The following is an 18,304-nucleotide window of genomic DNA, read 5'->3' as shown; positions in this document are numbered from 1 at the left end:
CGGGTGCCGAAACAAATCTGGCACGACCGATTTCCGTCACGCTCCGGCATCGTCCGCGGGCTGGGCGTGACGCGTCGGCGGGCGTACAATTCGGGTCATGCACGGCCCCAGAGGGCTCGTCGTGGTCGGCGCCTCCGCCGGCGGGGTCGAGGCGTTGCGGGCGTTCGTGCTCGGCCTCACGGCGCAGTTCGACGCGGCCGTCTGCGTGGTGCTGCACATCCCGCGCTTCGGCGTGAGCGCACTGCCGCAGATCCTCGACCGGTGCGGCTCGTTGCCGGCGCGGCCGGCGTCCGACGGCGCGGCGATGCTGCCCGGCATGATCTACGTGGCACCACCCGACGCGCACCTGCTGGTCGACGACGGCAGGATGCGGCTGTCGCGCGGGCCGGCGGAGAACGGCCACCGCCCCGCGATCGACCCGCTGTTCCGCTCCGCGGCCCGCGGCTGGGGCGCGGCGGCGATCGGCGTGGTGCTGTCCGGCAGCCGCGACGACGGCGCGGCCGGGCTGGCGGCGATCGCCCGCTGCGGCGGCGCCGCGCTCGTCCAGGACCCGGCCGAGGCGCTGTACCCGTCCATGCCGGAGCACGCCGCCGAGCGGGTCCCATCGGCGCGGCCCGTGCCCGCGGCGCGGCTGGGACCGGCGGTGGCGCGGCTGGTGCGGGACCTGCACGGCCCGGCGCCGGCCCATCTGTGCGGGGAGGCGCGGCGGGCGGCGCTGCGGGGCCGGACGGCGCACGAGACGGCCATGCCGGCCGATCCCACGGCCGGCGCCCTTTCCTGCCCGAGTTGCCACGGGGCGCTGCACCAGCCGCCGGACGCCGGGACGAGGTTCCGCAGCCGGGTCGGGCCCGCCGGGCCGGATGAGGGGACGCTCGACGAGCAGTCCGGGGCGTTGGAGGGTGCGCTGTGGATGGCGCTGCGCAGCCTGCAGGAGAAGGCCGCGCTGGGCCGTGAGATGGCGCAGTCGGCCACCGATCGGGGCAGCAGCGCGATCGCGGCCCGGCACCGCGAGATGAGCCGCGAGGCGGAGCACGCCGGTCGCCTGATCCGCGGGCTCATCGAGCAGATCGACGAGTTCGACGGCTCGTCCGTGCTTTACGGCTCGGCGGCGCACGACGGCTCGGGCGGGGTGGACGGCTCGGCCGTGCTGGGCGAGGCGCGGTGACCACCGGCGGCGGGAGCCGGCCGGAGCTGACCTGTGTCGCCGAGCCCGACTTCCCGGTGGCCGTGCTGCGGGTCGCCGGGATGCTGGGATTCGCCACCGCGCCGGTGCTGCGGCGCGCGGTCCTGAAACTGCTCACCGACCAGCCGGAGCTGCTCCTGATCGACACCGCCGAGCTCGACGTCGCCGACGACATCACGCTGACCGTGCTGCCGATGCTGGTGCGGCAGGGCGCCGCGGTGGGCACCGCGGTCATGGTGGTCGCGCCGTCGGCGCCGGTGCGCACGCGGCTGGCGGCGATGGCGATGGGCCGGCATGTGCCGGTGTTCCCGACCCGCGACGAGGCGGTCGAGGCGTTCGTGGCGCGGCCCGTGGCACCACGGATGTCGGTGTGGCTGGCGCCGGAGCCGGCGGCGACCACGCTGGGGCGGGCGCTGGTGGACCGGACCTGCCGGATGTGGCGGGTCGAGCACCTCGTCGACACCGCGGCGCTGATCATGACGGAGCTGATCTCCAACGCGATCCAGCACGCGGGCACCCCGATGCGGTGCTCGACGACGCTGCGGCCGCGGCACCTGTACGTCGCCGTCAGCGACGGCAGCCCGGACCCGCCACGGCGGTCGGCGCCGGCCGGCGCTGCCGGCGGCGGCCGTGGCCTGCTGATCGTCGAGGCGTTCGCGGCGACCTGGGGCAGCCTGCCGAGAGCCGATGGCAAGACGGTGTGGGCGGCGCTCCCGCGGCGTCCGGTGACGGTAGGTTCGACCTCGTGACCGACATCGACCCGGACTTCGAGACGCTGCTCGTCCATCTCAAAGAGGCCCGCGGTTTCGACTTCACCGGTTACAAGCGCTCCAGCCTGATGCGCCGCGTCGACCGGCGCATGGCACAGGTCAACGTCGGCGGGTATGTCGAGTATCTCGACTTCCTGCAGGTGCACCAGGACGAGTTCACGGCGCTGTTCAACACGATCCTGATCAACGTCACGAGCTTCTTCCGTGACCCGGACGCCTGGTCGACGCTCGCCCGGGACGTGCTGCCCCGGCTGCTGGCCGAGCACGGCGACCGGCTGCGGGTGTGGAGCGCCGGCTGCGCGTCCGGCGAGGAGGCGTACACCCTGGCGATCGTGCTCGCCGAGGCGCTCGGCATCGAGACGTTCCGTGAACGGGTGAAGATCTACGCCACCGACGTCGACGAGGAGGGACTCGCCTCGGCCCGGCAGGCGCTCTACACCGGGCAGGACCTGGCGGGCGTCGAGCCGGCGCTGGTCCAGCGGTACTTCGAGCCGTCCGGCGACCGGTTCACCTTCCGCAAGGACCTGCGCCGGTCGATCATCTTCGGCCGCAACGACCTCGTCCAGGACGCCCCGATCTCCCGCATCGACCTGCTGCTGTGCCGCAACACCCTGATGTACTTCAACGCCGAGACCCAGACCCGCGTCCTGTCCCGGTTCCACTTCGCCCTGGCACCCACCGGCGTGCTGTTTCTCGGCAAGGCCGAGATGCTGCTCAGCCACGCCGGGATGTTCACCCCCATCGACCTGAAGCGGCGCATGTTCCGCAAGGTCAACCGGGCCCTGATCAACGGCGCCGGCTACCCGCCGGAGCCGCCGCCGGCGCTGATGCGCGCCGAGCTCGGCCAGCTGGACCGGCTGCGCGTCGAGGCGTTCACGGCAGGGGCGGCCGCCCAGGTCGTGGTCACCGCCGACGGGCTCGTCGCACTGCTCAACCGCCGCGCCGAGGCACTGTTCGGGGTGTCGCCCCGCGACATCGGCCGGCCGTTCCGCGACCTGGACCTGTCGTTCCGGCCGGTCGAGCTGCGCGGCTACATCGAGCAGACCCAGGTCGAGCGGCGCGCCACGAAGATCGACAACGTCGAGCTGGTCGTCGCGTCCGGCGAGACGCTGTTCCTCGACATCCAGGTCAACCCGCTCATCGACAACGACGCCGGCCTGCTCGGCGTCTCGCTCATCTTCCAGGACGTGACCGCGGCCCGGCGGCTGCAGGACGAGCTGGAGCACACCAACCGCCAGCTCGAGACCGCCTACGAGGAGCTGCAGTCCACCAACGAGGAACTCGAGACCACCAACGAGGAGCTCCAGTCGACGGTGGAGGAGCTGGAGACCACCAACGAGGAACTCCAGTCCACCAACGAGGAACTCGAGACGATGAACGAGGAGCTCCAGTCGACCAACGACGAGCTGCAGTCCATCAACGAGGCGCTGCGGGACCGCACCGCGCAGCTCAACGACGCCAACGCGTTCATGGAGGCCATCCTCACCGGTCTGCGGGCCGGTGTCGTCGTGCTCGACCAGGACATGCACATCCTCAAATGGAATCGCCGCGCGGAGGACCTGTGGGGGCTACGCTCGGATGAGGTCGTCGGGCAGCACTTCCTCAACATCGACATCGGCCTGTCCACCGATCAGCTGCGCCCGATGATCCGCACCATCCTCGGCGGCGACGCGGTCCATCAGGAGGACGGGCAGACCGCGGTCAACCGTCGCGGCCGCACCGTGGACGTCCGCGTCATCTGCACCCCGCTCAACAGCAGCACGAACGGCATCGTCGGCGCGATGCTGGTCATGGAGCTGACCGGCGTCGACCACTCGAACGGCGCGTGACGCGCCTGCTGGGAGAAAGGCATGGACCTCACCGTCACCCTGTCCGGCCGGCAGGACGGCGCATTGCTCGAACTGACCGGCGTCCTCGACTACGCCAGCGTGCCGCATGTGCGGCATGTCGTGTTCGGGCTGCTCGACGCCGGCGGACGCGACATCGTCCTGGGTGTGTCCGGGCTGCGCCTGCTGGACGCCGCCGCGATCAAGGCCCTGCTGTACCTGCACCGCCGCGCCGCCCAGCTCGACGCGCGGCTGCGCCTGGCCGAGGCGATCGGGACGGTCCGCACCGCACTCGAGGTCCTCGGCGTCGCCAATCAGCTGCATGCCGACGACGAGCTGGACTGGCCCGTCGAGCAGCGCGAACGCCGGCCGGTCGCCCTCGCCGAGCTGCACGTCTCGCACGGCGGCTGGCCCACGCAGACCACGGCGCTGCTCGGCCGGCTGCAGGCGATGGCCGACGACGACCCGGACCGGCAGGAGATCCGCAATGCCGCGATCGAGCTGTGCCTGCCGGTGGCCAGGCACCTGGCCAGGCGGTTCGGCGGCGGTGGTGAACCGCTCGCCGATCTCGTGCAGGTCGCCTTCCTCGGCACGGTCAAGGCGGTCGACAACTTCGACGCCACGCTGGGCGTCGACTTCGGCAGCTACGCCACCCCCACCGTCATCGGGGAGATCAAACGGTATCTGCGGGACAAGGCGTGGGGCATCCGGCTGCCCCGGCGCCTGCAGGAGCTCCGGGTCGGAGCCATCGCGGCCCACGACGAGCTGGTGCAGACGCTGCGCCGCGCGCCGGGTGTCGCCGACCTCGCCGCGCACCTCGACGTCGATCAGGAGGAGATCATCGAGCTGATCGTGGCGGCGGACATCTGCCGGCCGCTGTCGCTGGACACCCCGCCCGGCCCCACCGCAGCGGCCCGGGACACCGGCGGTCGCGCGGCGCTGCTGGACCTGCTCGGCGGCGACGACCCCGGATTCGACCTCGTCGAGTTCCGCGAGTCGCTGCGGCAACTGATGTGGCGGCTGCCCGAGCGCGAGCGGCGCATCGTCGCACTGCGCTTCTACGGCAACCAGACCCAGGCGGAGATCGCCGCGCAGGTCGGGCTGTCACAGATGCACGTGTCCCGCCTGCTGCACCAGTCGCTGCACTTCCTGCACCGGCGCCTCACCGAGGTACCCGGCTGAAGCCCGGTCTCGCGGAGATCGTGGGCCTGCGCGACGGCCCGTGCGGTCAGGCCCCGAGCCCGGCCGCCTTCGCCATGTACGTCGCGTACCAGGCCGGCCAGTCCGGGTCCTCGCGGCCGAGTTCCTGCTCGTGCCGGCCGTGGGCCGCGGCGGCGTCCCGCAGCGCGTGCTCGAGCTCGGCGGCCGAACGGTAGATGGCGTGCTCGACCCGCCCCGGCAGCCGCCGGGTCACCTCCTGCAGCACGAACATGTTGCCGTCCGGGTCGGTGAACGTCGCGAACGACCCGTACGACTGCCGCTCCGGGTCGGGGCCGGGCAGCCGCCCCTCGGTGCCCGCGTGGTGGAACACGCCGCCCGCGTCGTGGAAGATCTCGCTCACGTCCACCCCGCGGGTGACGAGATCCTTCTGGGCGGCGACGATGTCGTCCACGACCAGGTGCACGCCCTGGGAGGAGCCCGGCGCCGCGTCGGTGACCCGGCTGCCGAAGATGATCGACGCGGTCGAGCCCGGCGGCGTGACCTGCACGACGCGGAACCCGCCGGCGCCGGAGAAGTCGGCGTTCTCCCGGAAGCCGATCCGGGTGAAGAACTCCTTGGCCCGGTCGACGTCCGAGACGGGCAGGACCACGATCTCAAGCTTCAGATCCAGCATGTCAACTCCTCCGTTGGGCCACACGGCCGCGCCTGCTATGCCCACTCTTCGGCCCCTCTACCCCGTCACGTGGTTCACTGTGCGCCGTATTGTGGTGCTCTGACGGGGAGGGTGGTCACATGTCGATGCTCAAGGGCGCGAACGTGCCGGTGCAGGCGCCGGCGGTCCGGGCGATCCTGGGATGGCGCAGCGGCGCCGGGGTCCCGGACGCGGACGGTTCGGCGTTGCTGCTGGTGAACGGCAAGGTCCGCGACGACAGCGACTTCGTGTTCTACAACCAGCCGACGCATCCCACGGGTGTGGTGCGGCACGAGGGCAAGTCCGGCAGCGCCGGCGGCCCGATCACCGACACCCTGTTCGTCGACCTGGCCCGGGTCGAGCCGGCGGTGGAGCGGATCATCCTCGCGGCGTCGGCGGACGGTGGCACGTTCGGGTCGGTGCCGGAGCTGAGCATCCGGCTGCTGGACGCGGCGAGCGGTGCCGAGGTGGCGCGGTTCGACAGTCCCGGCGCGACGACGGAGACCGCGTTCATCTTCGGGGAGTTGTACCGGCGGGCCGGCGCGTGGAAGTTCCGGGCCGTGGGGCAGGGCTACGACTCGGGTCTGGCCGGGCTGGCCCGCGACTTCGGCATCTCCGTCGACGACGAACCGACGCCCGCCGCTCCCCCGGCTCCCGCTCCTCCCGCTCCCGCGTCCCCGGCTCCCGCGTCCGCCGCCTCCGGTTGGCCGATGGTGACCGTGACCGGGCCGAACGGGCAGCCGCAGCAGATCGCGCTGCCGGGGACCTATCCCCCGCCGACCGCGCCGCCGCCGATGGCCCCGCCCGTGGCCCCGCCCGTGGCCCCGCCTGTGGCCGCGCCGGTCGCGCCGCCCGTCGCACCCGCCGCGCCCGTGCGGCTCACCAAGGTCACGCTGACCAAGCAGGCCCCGACCGTCTCGCTCGCCAAGCAGGGCGGCGGCTCCGGGGCGCTGCGGGTCAACCTCAGCTGGAGCATGCGCTCGATGGAGAAGCGCGGCCTGTTCGGCAAGCGGAAGGCCGCGCACCTGCCGGACCTCGACCTCGACCTGTGCTGCCTGTGGGAGCTCGCCGACGGGCGCAAGGGCATCGTGCACCCGATCGAGAACAACTTCGGAGCGCTGCAACAGCCGCCGTACATCCTGCTCGACGGCGACGACCGTACCGGCGGATCCGAGTCCGGCGAGAACCTCACCATCAACCTCGACCACACCGCCGACTTCCGCCGGATCCTCATCTACGCCAGCATCTACGACGGCGCGGAGTCCTTCGCCGGTCTCGACGCCGTCGCCACGCTGTATCCGCAACACGGCGCCCCGATCGAAATGCGCCTCGACGAGTGCACGGTGCAGTCGCGGGCCGCGGCGCTGTTCCTCATCGAGAACGTCAACGGCGAGCTCGTCGTGCGGCGCGAGTCGCGGTTCATCGTCCAGGCGCCCGGCCAGTTCCGGAACCAGGCCATGGACCTCGCCTACGGCTGGGGCATGGACTGGGTGCCCGCCAAGCCGAAGGACTGACCGCCGTCACCTGACGACGACGAGCTTGCCGGTGGTGTGCCGGCGCTCGAAGTCGCGGCACGCCTGTGCGCCCTCGTCGAGGGTGTACCGGCGGCCGATCGTCGCCCGGAGCAGCCCGCCGGCGGCGAGTTCGGCTACCTCACGCATGCCTCCGAACCTGCCCTCCATGTCCAGGACGAACCGCAGGTCGACGTCGGCGCGGCCGATCCAGTCCTGCTGCGGCACGGGATACGTGATGGTCAGCAGCCGGCCGCCGGGACGGACCGCCTTGGCGACGTCGGTCAGCCGGTCGCTGGGCAGGGTGAGGTTGAACGCGGCGTCGACGTCCGCGGGATAGTCGCCGTAGCCGATGACCTCGGCGGCGCCGAGCCCGCGGACCACATCGGCGTCCTGCGGGGTCGCGGTGGCGATGGCCGTCGCCCGCGCGGCGGCGAGCAGCGGGAGAAGGGTCGTGCCGACGCCGCCGGTGGCGCCGACGACCAGGACCCGTTCGCCGGGCTGAACGCCGGCGGTGGCCAGCAACGCCCGCACGGTCAGGCCCGCGGTCGCCAGCGCCGCCGCCTGCTCCACCGGCACGCCCGCCGGCCGGTGCGTCACGAACGGGGTGTCCGCCTCGACGACCGCGTACTCGGCGAGGGAGCCGGTGCTCATCGACGGGCGCGGGCCGAGCATCGCGCGCAGCGCCCGCGGCGCGGCGTAACCGAAGACCTCGTCGCCCACGGCGTAGCCGGTCACGCCGGGCCCGACCGCGCTGACGGTGCCGGCGAAGTCGTTGCCCGGCACGTGCGGGAACGACAGCGGGGTGACGTCGCGGAACGTGCCGCCGGGGATCACGATGTCGCCCGGGTTGATCGAGGCCGCGGCGATGCGGACCTGGAGCTGCCCGGGCCCCGGCCGGGGTGCCGGCAGGTCGGCGACCGTGTACTCCTCCGGTGGGCCGTAGTCGTTGACGACGACTGCCTTCATGCCATCCTCCATAAACGGACCGCTCGGTCATGTTGTCCTGCCGACACTAGCGATAAACGGACCGCCCGGTCAACTTGTACGATGGCGGCATGACCGACACCCGCCCGCTGCGCGCCGACGCCGTGCGCAATCGGGCGGCCCTGCTCGCGGCCGCCGCGGACGAGTTCGCCGAGCGGGGTCTGGACGCGTCCGTCGCCGACATCGCGCGGCGGGCCGGCGTCGGCAAGGGCACGGTGTTCCGCCACTTCGCGACGAAGGACGACCTGATCGCCGCGATCGTGCTCGACCGGGTCGGCGAGCTCACGGCCGCCGGCGAGCGGCTGCGCGACGCGGCCGACCCGGGCGCCGCGCTGCTGGAGTTCCTCACCGTCGCCGCGCATCAGCGCCAGCAGCGGGACCTGTCGTTCCTGCACGTCGCCGGCGACGTGAACACCGCGGTGACCAGGGCCCGGGAGCAGATGTACCGCACCGTGCACGACCTCGTCGACCGGGCCCGCACGCACGGCGCGCTGCGCGCCGACGTCACCGGCACCGACGTCATCCTGCTGATGTGCGCGCCGAACTACGTCGCGAGCTACGCGCCCGGCGCGTCGCCGGACCTGTGGCGGCGATATCTCGGGATCCTCTTCGACGGGCTGCGCCCGCAGGGCGCGCACCCGCTTCCCGAACCGCCGCCACCGGCCCTCTGAGCGCCGGCCGGACCTGCGTCCACTATGGACGGTGCAGGTGCGGCCACGCCTGGCGGAAGCGCTGCTCGACCGTGCCGACCACCTCGTCGTGCAGCGTGCCGGGCAGCCCGTCGCGCTCCAGCACCTGCAACGCCAGGTCCAGCACCGCCGGCGCGGTCCGGGCGACCACGGCATCGGTGAGGCCGTAGCGGGCCGCCTCGACCCACCGGCCGGCGGCGGGCGCGCACAGGTCGCGGGCGGTGTCGATGGTGGCGCGGTCGGCGAGCAGCGCGGCGAGCACCGCGACCGGCGCGAACCACGCGCCGCCGGGCTGGGTGTCCAGATACCGGACCTGCAGCTGCCCGCGGGGGCGCACCAGCGGGAAGAGAGTGCCGAGGTGGTAGTCGAGGTCGTCATACGTGGGGCGTCCGGGCAGCGCGCCGTTGATCCAGTCGGCGAACGTGACGCCCGGCCGCACGGCCCAGCTGCCGGTGGGACGGCGCACGCAGAGCAGCGGCGCCCGCAGCGCATAGCGGGCCCACGCCTCCGCCGGGTTTGCGCCGGTCGGCACCGTGCCGGCCCGGCCGGGGTCGATCCCATACCAGGTCCGCATGCGGGTGGACGCCCAGCCGGTGTCGCGGCCGGCGTGCACGGTGGAGTTGGCGAACACGGCCAGCAGCGTCGGGCCGAGCTCGTGCACGGCGGCCCACCGGTCCGCCAGATCGCCGTCCGGTCCCGCGTCGAGACTGGGCCGCAGCCCGGCGGTGCTGCACATCATCGTGCGGCCGTCGCTGCTGCGCCGCGCGAAGGACGCGGCCATCGCCTGGTAACGGCGGGAGGACAGCACCCGCCGCGGCGGGTGGTGCGGATCGATGCCGACGCCGGCGAGGGCGAAACCGCCCCGGGTGATCAGGCCGGTGAGCTGGGACAGCTCGGCGTTGACCGTGGCGTGCAGCCGGGTGAGCGAGCGCTGCGACCGGGCCGCGAGGCCGATCTGACCGCCGGCCGCGATGCTCAGCGTGCCGCCGTGCCGCAGCGGGTCGTGCGGGCCGTCCGGGTCGAGCGCCGGCGGGGCGTGCCCGCCGAGAGCGGCGGCAAGCGCCGCCGTGTCCAGTGGCCGGGTCGGATGGTCGGGGGTGTGGACGATGTGCTCGAGCTCGACGCCGATCGACGTGGGTGGGCCGGTCTTGAAGCAGATCGAGGCGATGTAACCCTCGGCGTCCTCGATCTGCCGGATCTCGGCACCCGTGTCGACCGCGCGGGTTGCGGTCTTCATACCCCCGGATGCTACCCGCGACCTCACCCCGGAATCACTACCTGCACATTGAGGGCGACTGTAGGTAAGATGTGCGGCTGCGCCACCAACGCCACCAGCAGCGCTGGGGCCACACGGCCAGGATGCACGAGCGCGGTCACCCTTCGACGGCGAGGTGGTCCCGAGGGGCGCTGCGCCGGTACCACTCCAGCGCCAGCAGCACGAGCAGTATCGCGTCGACGAGGTCACCGCTGTAGTACATGAGCACCGCTCCGTGCTCGGCGTCGCCGGCGATGACCCCGGCCGGTGGATGTGCGTACAAGAACTTCGCCAGGACGCCGTGTGCTGCCATGAACGCGACGAGCGCCGCCGCCCGCACGGCCAGCGGGGCGCGGTGCGGCATCGGGTCGGGGCCGACCAGCGTCGTCGTGAGGAGGCATCCGGCAAGGATCACGTGCGCCTGCACGGCAAGGTGCACGGCCGGGTCACCGCTCATGAGCCGGTACAGCGGCGTCGCGTACAACAGCCACAGGCCACCCACGTTGAGGACCACGACCGGCACCGGATGCGTCAGCACCACGACTGGTGCGCTGCGCAGGATCCGGGACACCTGCCGGGCCGCGCCGACCGGCAGGCCGCGCAGCAGCAGCGTCACCGGCGCCGCGGCACACACCAGCAACGGTGCCAGCATGCCGAGCAGCAGATGCTCCACGCTGTGCCCGACGAAGCCGCCGTCGGCCGGCGGCGGCCCCAGGACCGCGAACCCGGCGGCGGCCAGTCCCGCGAACCAGCTCGCTGTGCGCCACCACGGCCACGGCCGGCGCCACTGCGGCAGGCACACCAGGCCGGTGTACCCGCTGAGCCCGGCGAGCAGCAGCAGGCCGGGCAGCGTGACGTCGTGATGCTCATGCATCGCGGTGCGGCAGCGGCCGGCGCAGCAGGATCAGCCCGGCGACGAGCATGCAGACGGCCAGGATGTTCCAGGTCCAGTCGTAGGGCGCGATGTCGGTGACGTAGCGGATCTGGTGCAGCCGCAGCAACTTGTGCTGGACCGTGCCGTCGTACAGCTGGAACCCGCCGGCGCCGAGCAGCAGCCCCGCCCACCACCGCGCCGGCCACACCCCCGCGCGGCGGCGCAGATCGGCGAAGAGGAACAGCCCGGCCACGGTCGCGAACCAGCCGAAGGCGTGGAACACGCCGTCGGAGACCAAGCCGGCCGCCGGCGTCGACCGGTCGTAGAAGTGGTGCCAGTGCAGCAGCTGATGGAACACCGTCTCGTCGACGAAGGCCGCGATCCCGACGCCGAGCAGCGCACCGGAGACGATGTTCCGCCCGCCGGTCGTCGTCACGGAAGGACCTCCATGGGTGTGGGTGACAAGGAACCTTCGCCTCGCGACTACCCCACGGACATCAGGACAAGCATGCTCGTGTACCGCACGCCGGCCGGCCGGGCCCGCTGACCGGCCGGCAACCGCCCTGCACTGCCGCGTTACGGAGCACAGGTGGTGGGAAACAGCATGATGAAGGATCCCGCCTGTCGAAGGAGGACACATGCCCGCGGGTTCGAACGCCAAGCGTGAACGGCAGTACAAGCACATCAAGGCCAGCGTCAAGCAGCGCGGCGAGTCCACCAAGACGGCCGAGGAGATCGCCGCCCGGACCGTCAACAAGGAACGCGCCCGCGCCGGCGAGTCCCAGACCGCCAGCAGGTCCTCCATCCACGACGTGTCATCCGGGCACCGGGGCGGAAAACGGTCGCACACCGGCGCGCAGGGCCGTACCAAGGAACAGCTCTACAACGAGGCCAAGCAGCGCAACATCAAGGGGCGGTCGGCCATGAGCAAGGCCGAACTCGAGCGGGCCCTCTCGCGCTGACGGCGGGAGGAGCCGCTCTGACCACGGCGGGTTCGTTTCGGCGCCTCCGCGGCGGGCACGGGGGTCCGGGTCAACGCTGAAGGGGGATTCCATGAAAGCTGTGGTGTATCAAGGCCCGCGCGACGTCGCGGTGCGCGATGTGCCGGATCCGACGATCGAGGCGCCGACGGACGCGATCGTGCGGATCACGACCACCAACATCTGCGGTTCCGATCTACACATGTACGAGGGCCGCACCTCCGTCGAGAAGGGCAAGATCCTCGGGCACGAGAACATGGGCATCGTCGAGGCGGTCGGCAACGCGGTCAGCCGGGTCAAGGTCGGCGACCGGGTCTCGGTGCCGTTCAACATCGCCTGTGGCACCTGCCGCAACTGTGTCGAGGGGTGGACCAGCTTCTGCCTGCGCACGAACCCGATCGACGGCATGGACGGCGCCGCGTACGGCTACGCCGACATGGGCCCGTACGACGGCGGGCAGGCCGAGCTCCTGCGGGTGCCGTTCGCGGACTTCAACCTGCTCGAGCTGCCGCAGGGCACCGAACACGAAAACGACTTCACGATGTTGTCGGACATCTTCCCGACCGGCTGGCACGGCACCGAGCTGGCCGGGATGCGGGCCGGCGACCGGGTGGCCGTGTTCGGCGCCGGGCCGGTCGGGCTGCTTGCCGCGCACAGCGCGATGATCCGCGGCGCGTCCGAGGTGTACGTCGTGGACAAGGAACGCGACCGGCTCGACCTGGCCGGCAAGATCGGTGCGACGCCGATCGACTTCGGCAAGGCCGACGCCGTCGAGCAGATCCTCGACGCGACCGGCGGGCGGGGCGCGGACTGCGGCGTCGAGGCCGTGGGCTACCAGGCGCACGACCCGTCCGGGCAGGAGCATCCGGAGCTGGTGCTGGACAACCTGGTCAAGGCGGTGCGCTCAACCGGCGGGATCGGGGTCGTCGGCGTCTACCGGCCGCAGGACCCCGGCGCCGCGACCGACGCCGCGAAGGAAGGCAGGGTCGCGTTCGACTACGGGACCTTCTTCAGCAAGGGCCAGCGGATGGGGACGGGGCAGTGTCCGGTCATGCGGTACAACCGGCACCTGCGCGACCTGATCATCACCGGTCGCGCCACGCCGTCGTTCCTGGTGTCGCACGAGCTTCCGCTGGACGAGGCGGCCGACGGTTACCGGCACTTCGACCAGCGTGACAGCGGCTGGACCAAGGTCCTGCTGCGACCCGCCATGAGCTGATCCGCCGCTGCGGTGAGCCGCTGTCCTTTGCCCGGCGGCTCACCGGGTCGCCGGCGCGACAGCGCAGCGATGGATCAGGGCTAGACTCTGAGCTCCGGTACGACGGGGAGGCGGGCGTGGCGCGAGCGGCAACGGGCACTGCCCGGCGGCGTGGCCCTTCACGTGGGGGCGCGGAGTTCCTGGCGCTGGTGGTGCGAACGGCGATCGACCTGGCCGACGCCGACGGGCTCGCCAACACGTCCATGCGGCGCATCGCCAGCAGCCTCGACCTGGACTTCGCGACGTTGCGCAAGTCGGTGGACGACCGGGCCCATCTGGAGATCCTGATGGCCGATGCGATCTTCGCCGAGCACCCGCCGCCGGAGCCGCCCGCCGGGGACTGGCGCGCGCAACTGGAGGCGCTGTGCCGCCTGCAGCTGCTGATGTACCGCCGCCACCGCTGGCTCGCCGAGGCCGTCTCGTTCAAGAAACCGCAGCTCAGCCCGCATGTGGCTGGGCACACCGAGTGGGCGGTGCGCGGGCTGGCGGGTGACGGGCCGGCGCCGGAGACCGCCCGGCGACTCGCCGCGACAGCCGCCAACTTCGTCCGCGGGCACGCGATGAACCTGGCGCAGGAGCCACCGGAATCGGGGGTCGACGAGGACACCGCGCTGTTCGAGTTCGGCCTCCAGCGCCTCCTGGACGGATTCGCGCCGCTGGTCCACTAGCGCCCCCGCTCGCGGAGCGGGACCGGCGCGCTCTGGCAGGATCGCCCGGATGAGGACGCTGTGGTCGTTGCTGGTGGTCGCGCTCGTCGCCGGGTCGGGCGGGTGTGGTGGTGCCACCGCGGAGAAGGCCGCCGGGAGTGGGACCGAGCAGTTCACCCAGGGCGGGGTCAGCATGGAGCCGGCGGTCAAGGCCGGACAGGTCATCACCGCCCGGACGGTCGGGCGTGCCTACCCGCCCAAGCGGGGCGACGTCGTGCTCTTCCACGGGGCCGAGGCACACTGGGTCGACACCACCGCTCCCCTGCTCAAGCGGGTCATCGCGGTCGGCGGCGAGACGGTTGCCTGCTGCGACGTGGCCGGCAAGGTGACGGTCAACGGTGCGCCCCTGGACGAGCCGTACGTGGCCGACGACGCGCCGCTGGACGTGCCGCCGAACCCGAAGTCCTGCGAGTCGCGCCGGTTCGGCCCGGTGACGGTGCCCGGCGACGCCGTGTTCGTCATGGGTGACAACCGCGCACGGTCGAACGACTCACGGTGTGCCGGACCGATCCCCGCCACGTCGGTGTTCGCCGTCATGATCACCAGCTGAGCCGCCAGCAAGGGCCGGTCCCACCTCCGCACGCCGGCCCGACGCCGCGGTCGAGCTGCCGCGGCGACGATCTTGGTGCAGGATGTCCCAGTGGAGGCGTTGTCCCTCGTCATCGTGCTCGGCGTGACGGTGCTGGTCGGCACAACCGTGGGCCGGCGCTACAGCGTGGCGCCACCGGTGCTGCTCATCCTGTTCGGTGGGCTGCTGGCGCTGGCGCCGCCACTGGCCGCGGTGGAGCTGCCGCCGGACGCCGTGCTCGGGCTGTTCCTGCCCGCGATCCTGTACTGGGAGAGCCTCAACACCAGCCTGCGGGAGATCCGCGCCAACCTGCGGGTCATCGTCCTGTCGGCGGTGGTGCTGGTGGTGGCCACGATGGCCGCCGTCGCCTACACGCTGCAGGCGGTCGGGGTCGCGGCGTCGGCGGCGTGGATCCTCGGCGCGGTGCTCGCCCCGACGGACGCGTCGGCGGTGGCGGGGCTGGCCAAGCGGATGCCGCGCCGCACCGTGACGACGCTGCGGGCCGAGAGCCTCATCAACGACGGCACGGCGCTCGTGTTGTTCGCCGTCGCCGTCGGTACGCTCGCCGGTGGCTCGATGCCCGGCCCGCTCGAGCTCACGGGGCAGTTGGCGTGGTCCTGCGCGGGTGGCGTCATCGCCGGGCTGGTCGTCGCCGGCGCGATCGTGCTCGTCCGGCGCCGCCTCGACGATCCGCTCCGCGAGGGTGGTCTGAGCATCATCACGCCGTTCGCCGCGTTCCTGCTCGGCGAGGTGCTGCACGCCAGCGGCGTCGTGGCCGTCGTCGTGGCCGGACTGATCCTGACCCAGGTGAGTCCGCGCGTCATCCGGGCCCGTTCCCGGGTCCAGGCGTTCGCGTTCTGGGACCTCGGCACGTTCATGCTCAACGGCAGCCTGTTCGTGCTGGTCGGCATGCAGATCCCCCGCGCGGTCCGGGCCATCGACAATACCGCCGTGCCGCGCGCGCTCGGCATCGCGCTGCTGGCCGCGGCCACGGTGATCGTCACCCGGCTGCTGTGGGTCCACGCCGCGACGGCGGTGATCCGGGTCGTGGACCGCCGTGCCGTGCAGCGGACCCGGCGGGTCGGCTGGAAGGCCCGCACCGCCAACGGCTGGGCCGGTTTCCGGGGTGCGGTGTCGCTCGCCGCCGCACTCGCCGTGCCGGCCGTGCTCCCCGGCGGCACCCCGTTCGCCGACCGGGACCTCATCGTCTTCACGACCGTCGTGGTGATCGTCGTGACCATGCTGGTGCAGGGCCTGACGCTGCCGATGGTGATCCGCTGGGCCGGCCTCACCGACGACGACGGACGCGCCGAGGAGACACTGCGCGCGCAGATCGAGGCCACCCAGGCGGGCCTGGCCGCCCTGGACGACCTCGGCCGGGAACTCGCCACACCACAGGACATGCTCGACCGGGTCCGCGCCGACTACGAGGACCACCTGCAGCAGATCCTCGCCAAGGCCGACGTGGACAGCGAGGCATACCGCATGGAACTGCTCGAACGGCGCCTGCGGCTGAAGGTGCTGCACCACAAGCGGCGCGCGGTCACCGCGATGCGCGACGCGCACACGATCGACGACATCGTCCTGCGGGACCTGCAGGCCGCGATGGACATCGAGGAGGTACGCCTGCTCGGCCCCGCCCCGTCGGAGTAGCGCCGCACTCCAGCGCGGCGCATCTGCATTGGCCGCCCGGAGCGCGGTCGGGCTCACCGAGCGTGTGATCTTGCGGATCTATAGTTGGCCGATGGCACAGAAGAGACCGACGTTGGCCGACGTCGCCGCCGCGGCGCACGTGTCCACGGCATCGGTCTCGCGGGTCGTCAACGACGCCTCCGGCGTGTCACCACAGACCCGTGAGCATGTCCGGCAGGTGATCGCACGGCTCGGGTACCGGCCCGATCCGGTCGCTCGGGCGCTGGCCTCCGGCCGCGGGAGCGTGGTTGACCTTTTCGTCGTCGATGACGCGGCGATCTTCGGCAGCAGCCCGTACTACGGCCGGGTGACCGCCGGGATCCTGCAGGAGCTGGCCGGCGGTGACGCCCAGTTGCGCGTCCACGTGGTCGAGAAGCCCGGCGCGGCTGCCCTGCTGGAGCAGATCGCCGACACGGTGACCCTGGGGGCCATCCTCATCAACGTGGCGCCGGCGCTTGCGACGGCATTTCATGCGCGGTGCGACCGGGTGGTGTCGATGGGCCGGTCCGCCCCGGCCGTCCCGTTCGTCGACATGGAGAATGCCGACGGCGCGTACGCGGCCGTCATGCACCTGCACAAGACCGGCCGGCGCCGCATCGCCGCGCTGCACGGCCAGGAGGGCAACCCGTGCGCCGATGCCAGACGCGAAGGATACGGCCGCGCGGTCCGCGACCTTGGGCTTGCCGACATCTCCGCGATCGGCAAGCTGCGCCGGGAGTCGGGGCACGAGCTGACGCTGCGACTGCTGGCCGAGGAGCCGGGCGTGGACGCACTCGTCGTCGGCTGTGACCTGATGGCGACCGGTGCGATGCAGGCCCTGGCCGATGCGGGCCTGCGGGTGCCGCAGGACGTGGCGGTGGTCGGGTTCGACGACAGTGTGATCGCCGTCTGCACCACCCCGCCGCTGTCGTCAGTGCATCAGCCGGTCGAGGCGATGGCGGCCGCGGCCACCCGGGCGCTGGTGCACCGGCAACTCGCTCCGCACTGGCGGCGCGTGTTCCCCGCTGTCCTGCAAGTACGTCAGAGTTCCGCCGATGCCCGCCACCTGGGCGTACCGGCCGCGCAGCGCCGCGAAGGCACGGAGCCTACGGGCGCCGACGCGGCGATTTGGCCAGGTAGCCGTGCGGGTACGGCGGTTGGCGATCGCCGGCAGCGGTGAGGCGCTCCAGGTGCTTGTCGGTGAGCGACCAGCCGGACGCGCCCAGGTTGTCCGCGAGCTGCGCGACCGTGCGGGCTCCGATGATCGGTGCGGTGACGCCCGGTCGCTGCATCAGCCACCGCAGCGCCACCTGCGCCGGGCTGCGCCCCACCTCGTCGGCGACGGTGAGCAGGGTGTCGGTGACCGACCAGGTGCGCTCGTCGACGCTGTTCTCCCAGTCGCCGAGCCAGGGCTGCTTGTCCGCCTCCCACCGGGTGTCCGGCGGGGCCGAGGCCATGCCACGCCGGTACTTCCCGGTGAGCCACCCGCCACGCAGCGGCGCCCACGGGATGAGGCCCACGCCCTCGTTGCGGCACACCGGCACCAGCTCGTGCTCGATCTCCCGGTCGATCAGGTTGTACAGCGGCTGCGACGCCACGAACGGCTCCCAGCCGCGGTGCCGCGCCACATCCACCGACTTCTGCAGCTGCCAGCTCGCATAGTTGCTCACTCCGAGGTGCCGGACCGTCCCGGCGCGCACCAGCCCGTCCAGGGTCGACAGGGTCTCCTCCAGCGGGGTGGCCGCATCGAAGGAGTGCACCTGGTACAGGTCGATGTAGTCGGTGCCCAGCCGGCGGAGGCTCGCCTGCACGGCGGCGATGATGTGTTTGCGCCCCGCGCCGTGGTCGTTCGGGCCGCCACCGGTCGGCCAGAAGACCTTCGTGGCCACGACCAGTTCGTCGCGGACCCGTCCGCCCAGCCAGCGACCGATGATCTCCTCGGACGCGCCGCCGCCGTACACATCGGCGGTGTCGACGAAATTGCCGCCGGCCTCGACGTACCGGTCGAGCAGCAGCCTGGACGTCGCCTCGTCGGCTTCGCCGCCGAACGTCATCGAGCCCAGGCACAGCTCGCTGACCAGCAGTCCACTCGCGCCCAGATACCTGTGTTCCATGCCGCCCATTGTGGTGAGCAACGCGCCGTCGGCTGTCGCGTAAGCGCTTCCGACTTTCA

18 protein-coding genes are annotated in these 18,304 nt (G+C 72.2%); 12 read left to right on the top strand and 6 right to left on the bottom strand.

All coding sequences use genetic code 11. The features are described from left to right. Window positions 1-97: 97 nt before the first annotated feature. The 4 genes from AB0K00_RS18835 to AB0K00_RS18820 are packed head-to-tail and all read left to right on the top strand — an operon-like array spanning window position 98 to window position 4,961. Window positions 98-1,165 carry a chemotaxis protein CheB gene (locus AB0K00_RS18835; protein ID WP_363522350.1) on the top strand — a complete coding sequence of 356 codons (1,068 nt, stop codon included), beginning with the start codon at window positions 98-100 and terminating at the stop codon, window positions 1,163-1,165. Continuing rightward, window positions 1,162-1,932, top strand: a complete 771-nt coding sequence (locus AB0K00_RS18830) for an STAS domain-containing protein (protein ID WP_363522348.1) — start codon at window positions 1,162-1,164, stop codon at window positions 1,930-1,932. The genes AB0K00_RS18835 and AB0K00_RS18830 overlap by 4 nt, the downstream gene beginning before the upstream one ends. After that, on the top strand, window positions 1,929-3,782 hold the full coding sequence (locus AB0K00_RS18825) for a CheR family methyltransferase (protein ID WP_363522346.1): 1,854 nt from the start codon (window positions 1,929-1,931) through the stop codon (window positions 3,780-3,782). Before AB0K00_RS18830 ends, AB0K00_RS18825 begins: the two co-directional genes overlap by 4 nt. A 21-nt stretch (window positions 3,783-3,803) precedes the next feature. Next, window positions 3,804-4,961, top strand: coding sequence for a SigB/SigF/SigG family RNA polymerase sigma factor (locus AB0K00_RS18820; RefSeq protein WP_363522344.1), 1,158 nt, complete (start codon window positions 3,804-3,806; stop codon window positions 4,959-4,961). Between the two features lie 46 nt (window positions 4,962-5,007). Here the strand turns inward: AB0K00_RS18820 and AB0K00_RS18815 are convergent, their stop codons facing one another. Next, window positions 5,008-5,613 (bottom strand): VOC family protein, encoded by a 606-nt coding sequence (locus AB0K00_RS18815; protein ID WP_363522343.1) that lies wholly within the window; start codon window positions 5,611-5,613, stop codon window positions 5,008-5,010. 119 nt (window positions 5,614-5,732) lie between these two features. On the opposite strand from AB0K00_RS18815, the gene AB0K00_RS18810 reads away from it, so the two are divergent. Then, a complete protein-coding gene (locus AB0K00_RS18810) occupies window positions 5,733-7,145 on the top strand; it encodes a TerD family protein (RefSeq protein ID WP_363522342.1) in 1,413 nt (470 codons plus the stop codon). Between the two features lie 6 nt (window positions 7,146-7,151). Here the strand turns inward: AB0K00_RS18810 and AB0K00_RS18805 are convergent, their stop codons facing one another. Beyond that, the gene (locus AB0K00_RS18805; RefSeq protein ID WP_363522341.1) at window positions 7,152-8,111 is read right to left on the bottom strand and encodes an NADP-dependent oxidoreductase; all 960 of its coding nucleotides are present in this window, start codon (window positions 8,109-8,111) and stop codon (window positions 7,152-7,154) included. 89 nt (window positions 8,112-8,200) lie between these two features. Here AB0K00_RS18805 and AB0K00_RS18800 point away from each other — a divergent pair, with 89 nt between their 5' ends. Next, a complete protein-coding gene (locus AB0K00_RS18800) occupies window positions 8,201-8,800 on the top strand; it encodes a helix-turn-helix domain-containing protein (protein WP_363522339.1) in 600 nt (199 codons plus the stop codon). A gap of 22 nt (window positions 8,801-8,822) precedes the next feature. Here the strand turns inward: AB0K00_RS18800 and AB0K00_RS18795 are convergent, their stop codons facing one another. The 3 genes from AB0K00_RS18795 to AB0K00_RS18785 form a co-directional block, all read right to left on the bottom strand. After that, complete coding sequence (locus AB0K00_RS18795; RefSeq protein ID WP_363522338.1) at window positions 8,823-10,055, bottom strand: glutamate-cysteine ligase family protein; 1,233 nt, start codon at window positions 10,053-10,055, stop codon at window positions 8,823-8,825. Window positions 10,056-10,191: 136 nt separating this feature from the next. Next, window positions 10,192-10,947, bottom strand: a complete 756-nt coding sequence (locus tag AB0K00_RS18790; protein ID WP_363522336.1) for a cytochrome c oxidase assembly protein — start codon at window positions 10,945-10,947, stop codon at window positions 10,192-10,194. Next, complete coding sequence (locus AB0K00_RS18785; RefSeq protein WP_363522334.1) at window positions 10,940-11,383, bottom strand: DUF2243 domain-containing protein; 444 nt, start codon at window positions 11,381-11,383, stop codon at window positions 10,940-10,942. The genes AB0K00_RS18790 and AB0K00_RS18785 overlap by 8 nt, the downstream gene beginning before the upstream one ends. Before the next feature lie 202 nt (window positions 11,384-11,585). Between AB0K00_RS18785 and AB0K00_RS18780 the strand changes: the two genes are divergently transcribed. From AB0K00_RS18780 to AB0K00_RS18755, 6 genes are all read left to right on the top strand, one after another. Continuing rightward, window positions 11,586-11,909: a plasmid stabilization protein gene (locus AB0K00_RS18780; protein ID WP_363522333.1), complete on the top strand. Its 324-nt coding sequence runs from the start codon at window positions 11,586-11,588 to the stop codon at window positions 11,907-11,909. A 91-nt stretch (window positions 11,910-12,000) separates the two neighbouring features. Beyond that, window positions 12,001-13,146 (top strand): glutathione-independent formaldehyde dehydrogenase, encoded by a 1,146-nt coding sequence (locus AB0K00_RS18775; RefSeq protein ID WP_363522332.1) that lies wholly within the window; start codon window positions 12,001-12,003, stop codon window positions 13,144-13,146. A 188-nt stretch (window positions 13,147-13,334) separates the two neighbouring features. Then, on the top strand, window positions 13,335-13,853 hold the full coding sequence (locus AB0K00_RS18770) for a TetR/AcrR family transcriptional regulator C-terminal domain-containing protein (protein WP_363522330.1): 519 nt from the start codon (window positions 13,335-13,337) through the stop codon (window positions 13,851-13,853). A 49-nt stretch (window positions 13,854-13,902) separates the two neighbouring features. Further along, on the top strand, window positions 13,903-14,442 hold the full coding sequence (lepB, locus tag AB0K00_RS18765; RefSeq protein WP_363522328.1) for a signal peptidase I: 540 nt from the start codon (window positions 13,903-13,905) through the stop codon (window positions 14,440-14,442). A 90-nt stretch (window positions 14,443-14,532) separates the two neighbouring features. Beyond that, window positions 14,533-16,113, top strand: a complete 1,581-nt coding sequence (locus AB0K00_RS18760; protein WP_363522326.1) for a Na+/H+ antiporter — start codon at window positions 14,533-14,535, stop codon at window positions 16,111-16,113. Window positions 16,114-16,225: 112 nt separating this feature from the next. Further along, complete coding sequence (locus tag AB0K00_RS18755; protein ID WP_363522325.1) at window positions 16,226-17,311, top strand: LacI family DNA-binding transcriptional regulator; 1,086 nt, start codon at window positions 16,226-16,228, stop codon at window positions 17,309-17,311. Here AB0K00_RS18755 and AB0K00_RS18750 read toward each other — a convergent pair. Continuing rightward, window positions 17,238-18,245 carry an aldo/keto reductase gene (locus tag AB0K00_RS18750; RefSeq protein ID WP_363522323.1) on the bottom strand — a complete coding sequence of 336 codons (1,008 nt, stop codon included), beginning with the start codon at window positions 18,243-18,245 and terminating at the stop codon, window positions 17,238-17,240. The two genes, AB0K00_RS18755 and AB0K00_RS18750, sit on opposite strands and share 74 nt — an antisense overlap. Window positions 18,246-18,304 lie beyond the last annotated feature (59 nt).

It is taken from the genome of Dactylosporangium sp. NPDC049525 (genome assembly GCF_040676755.1).
Classification (GTDB): domain Bacteria; phylum Actinomycetota; class Actinomycetes; order Mycobacteriales; family Micromonosporaceae; genus Dactylosporangium.
The sequence above is the reverse complement of the archived record's forward strand: the minus strand, read 5'-3'. Positions and strand labels throughout refer to the sequence as shown.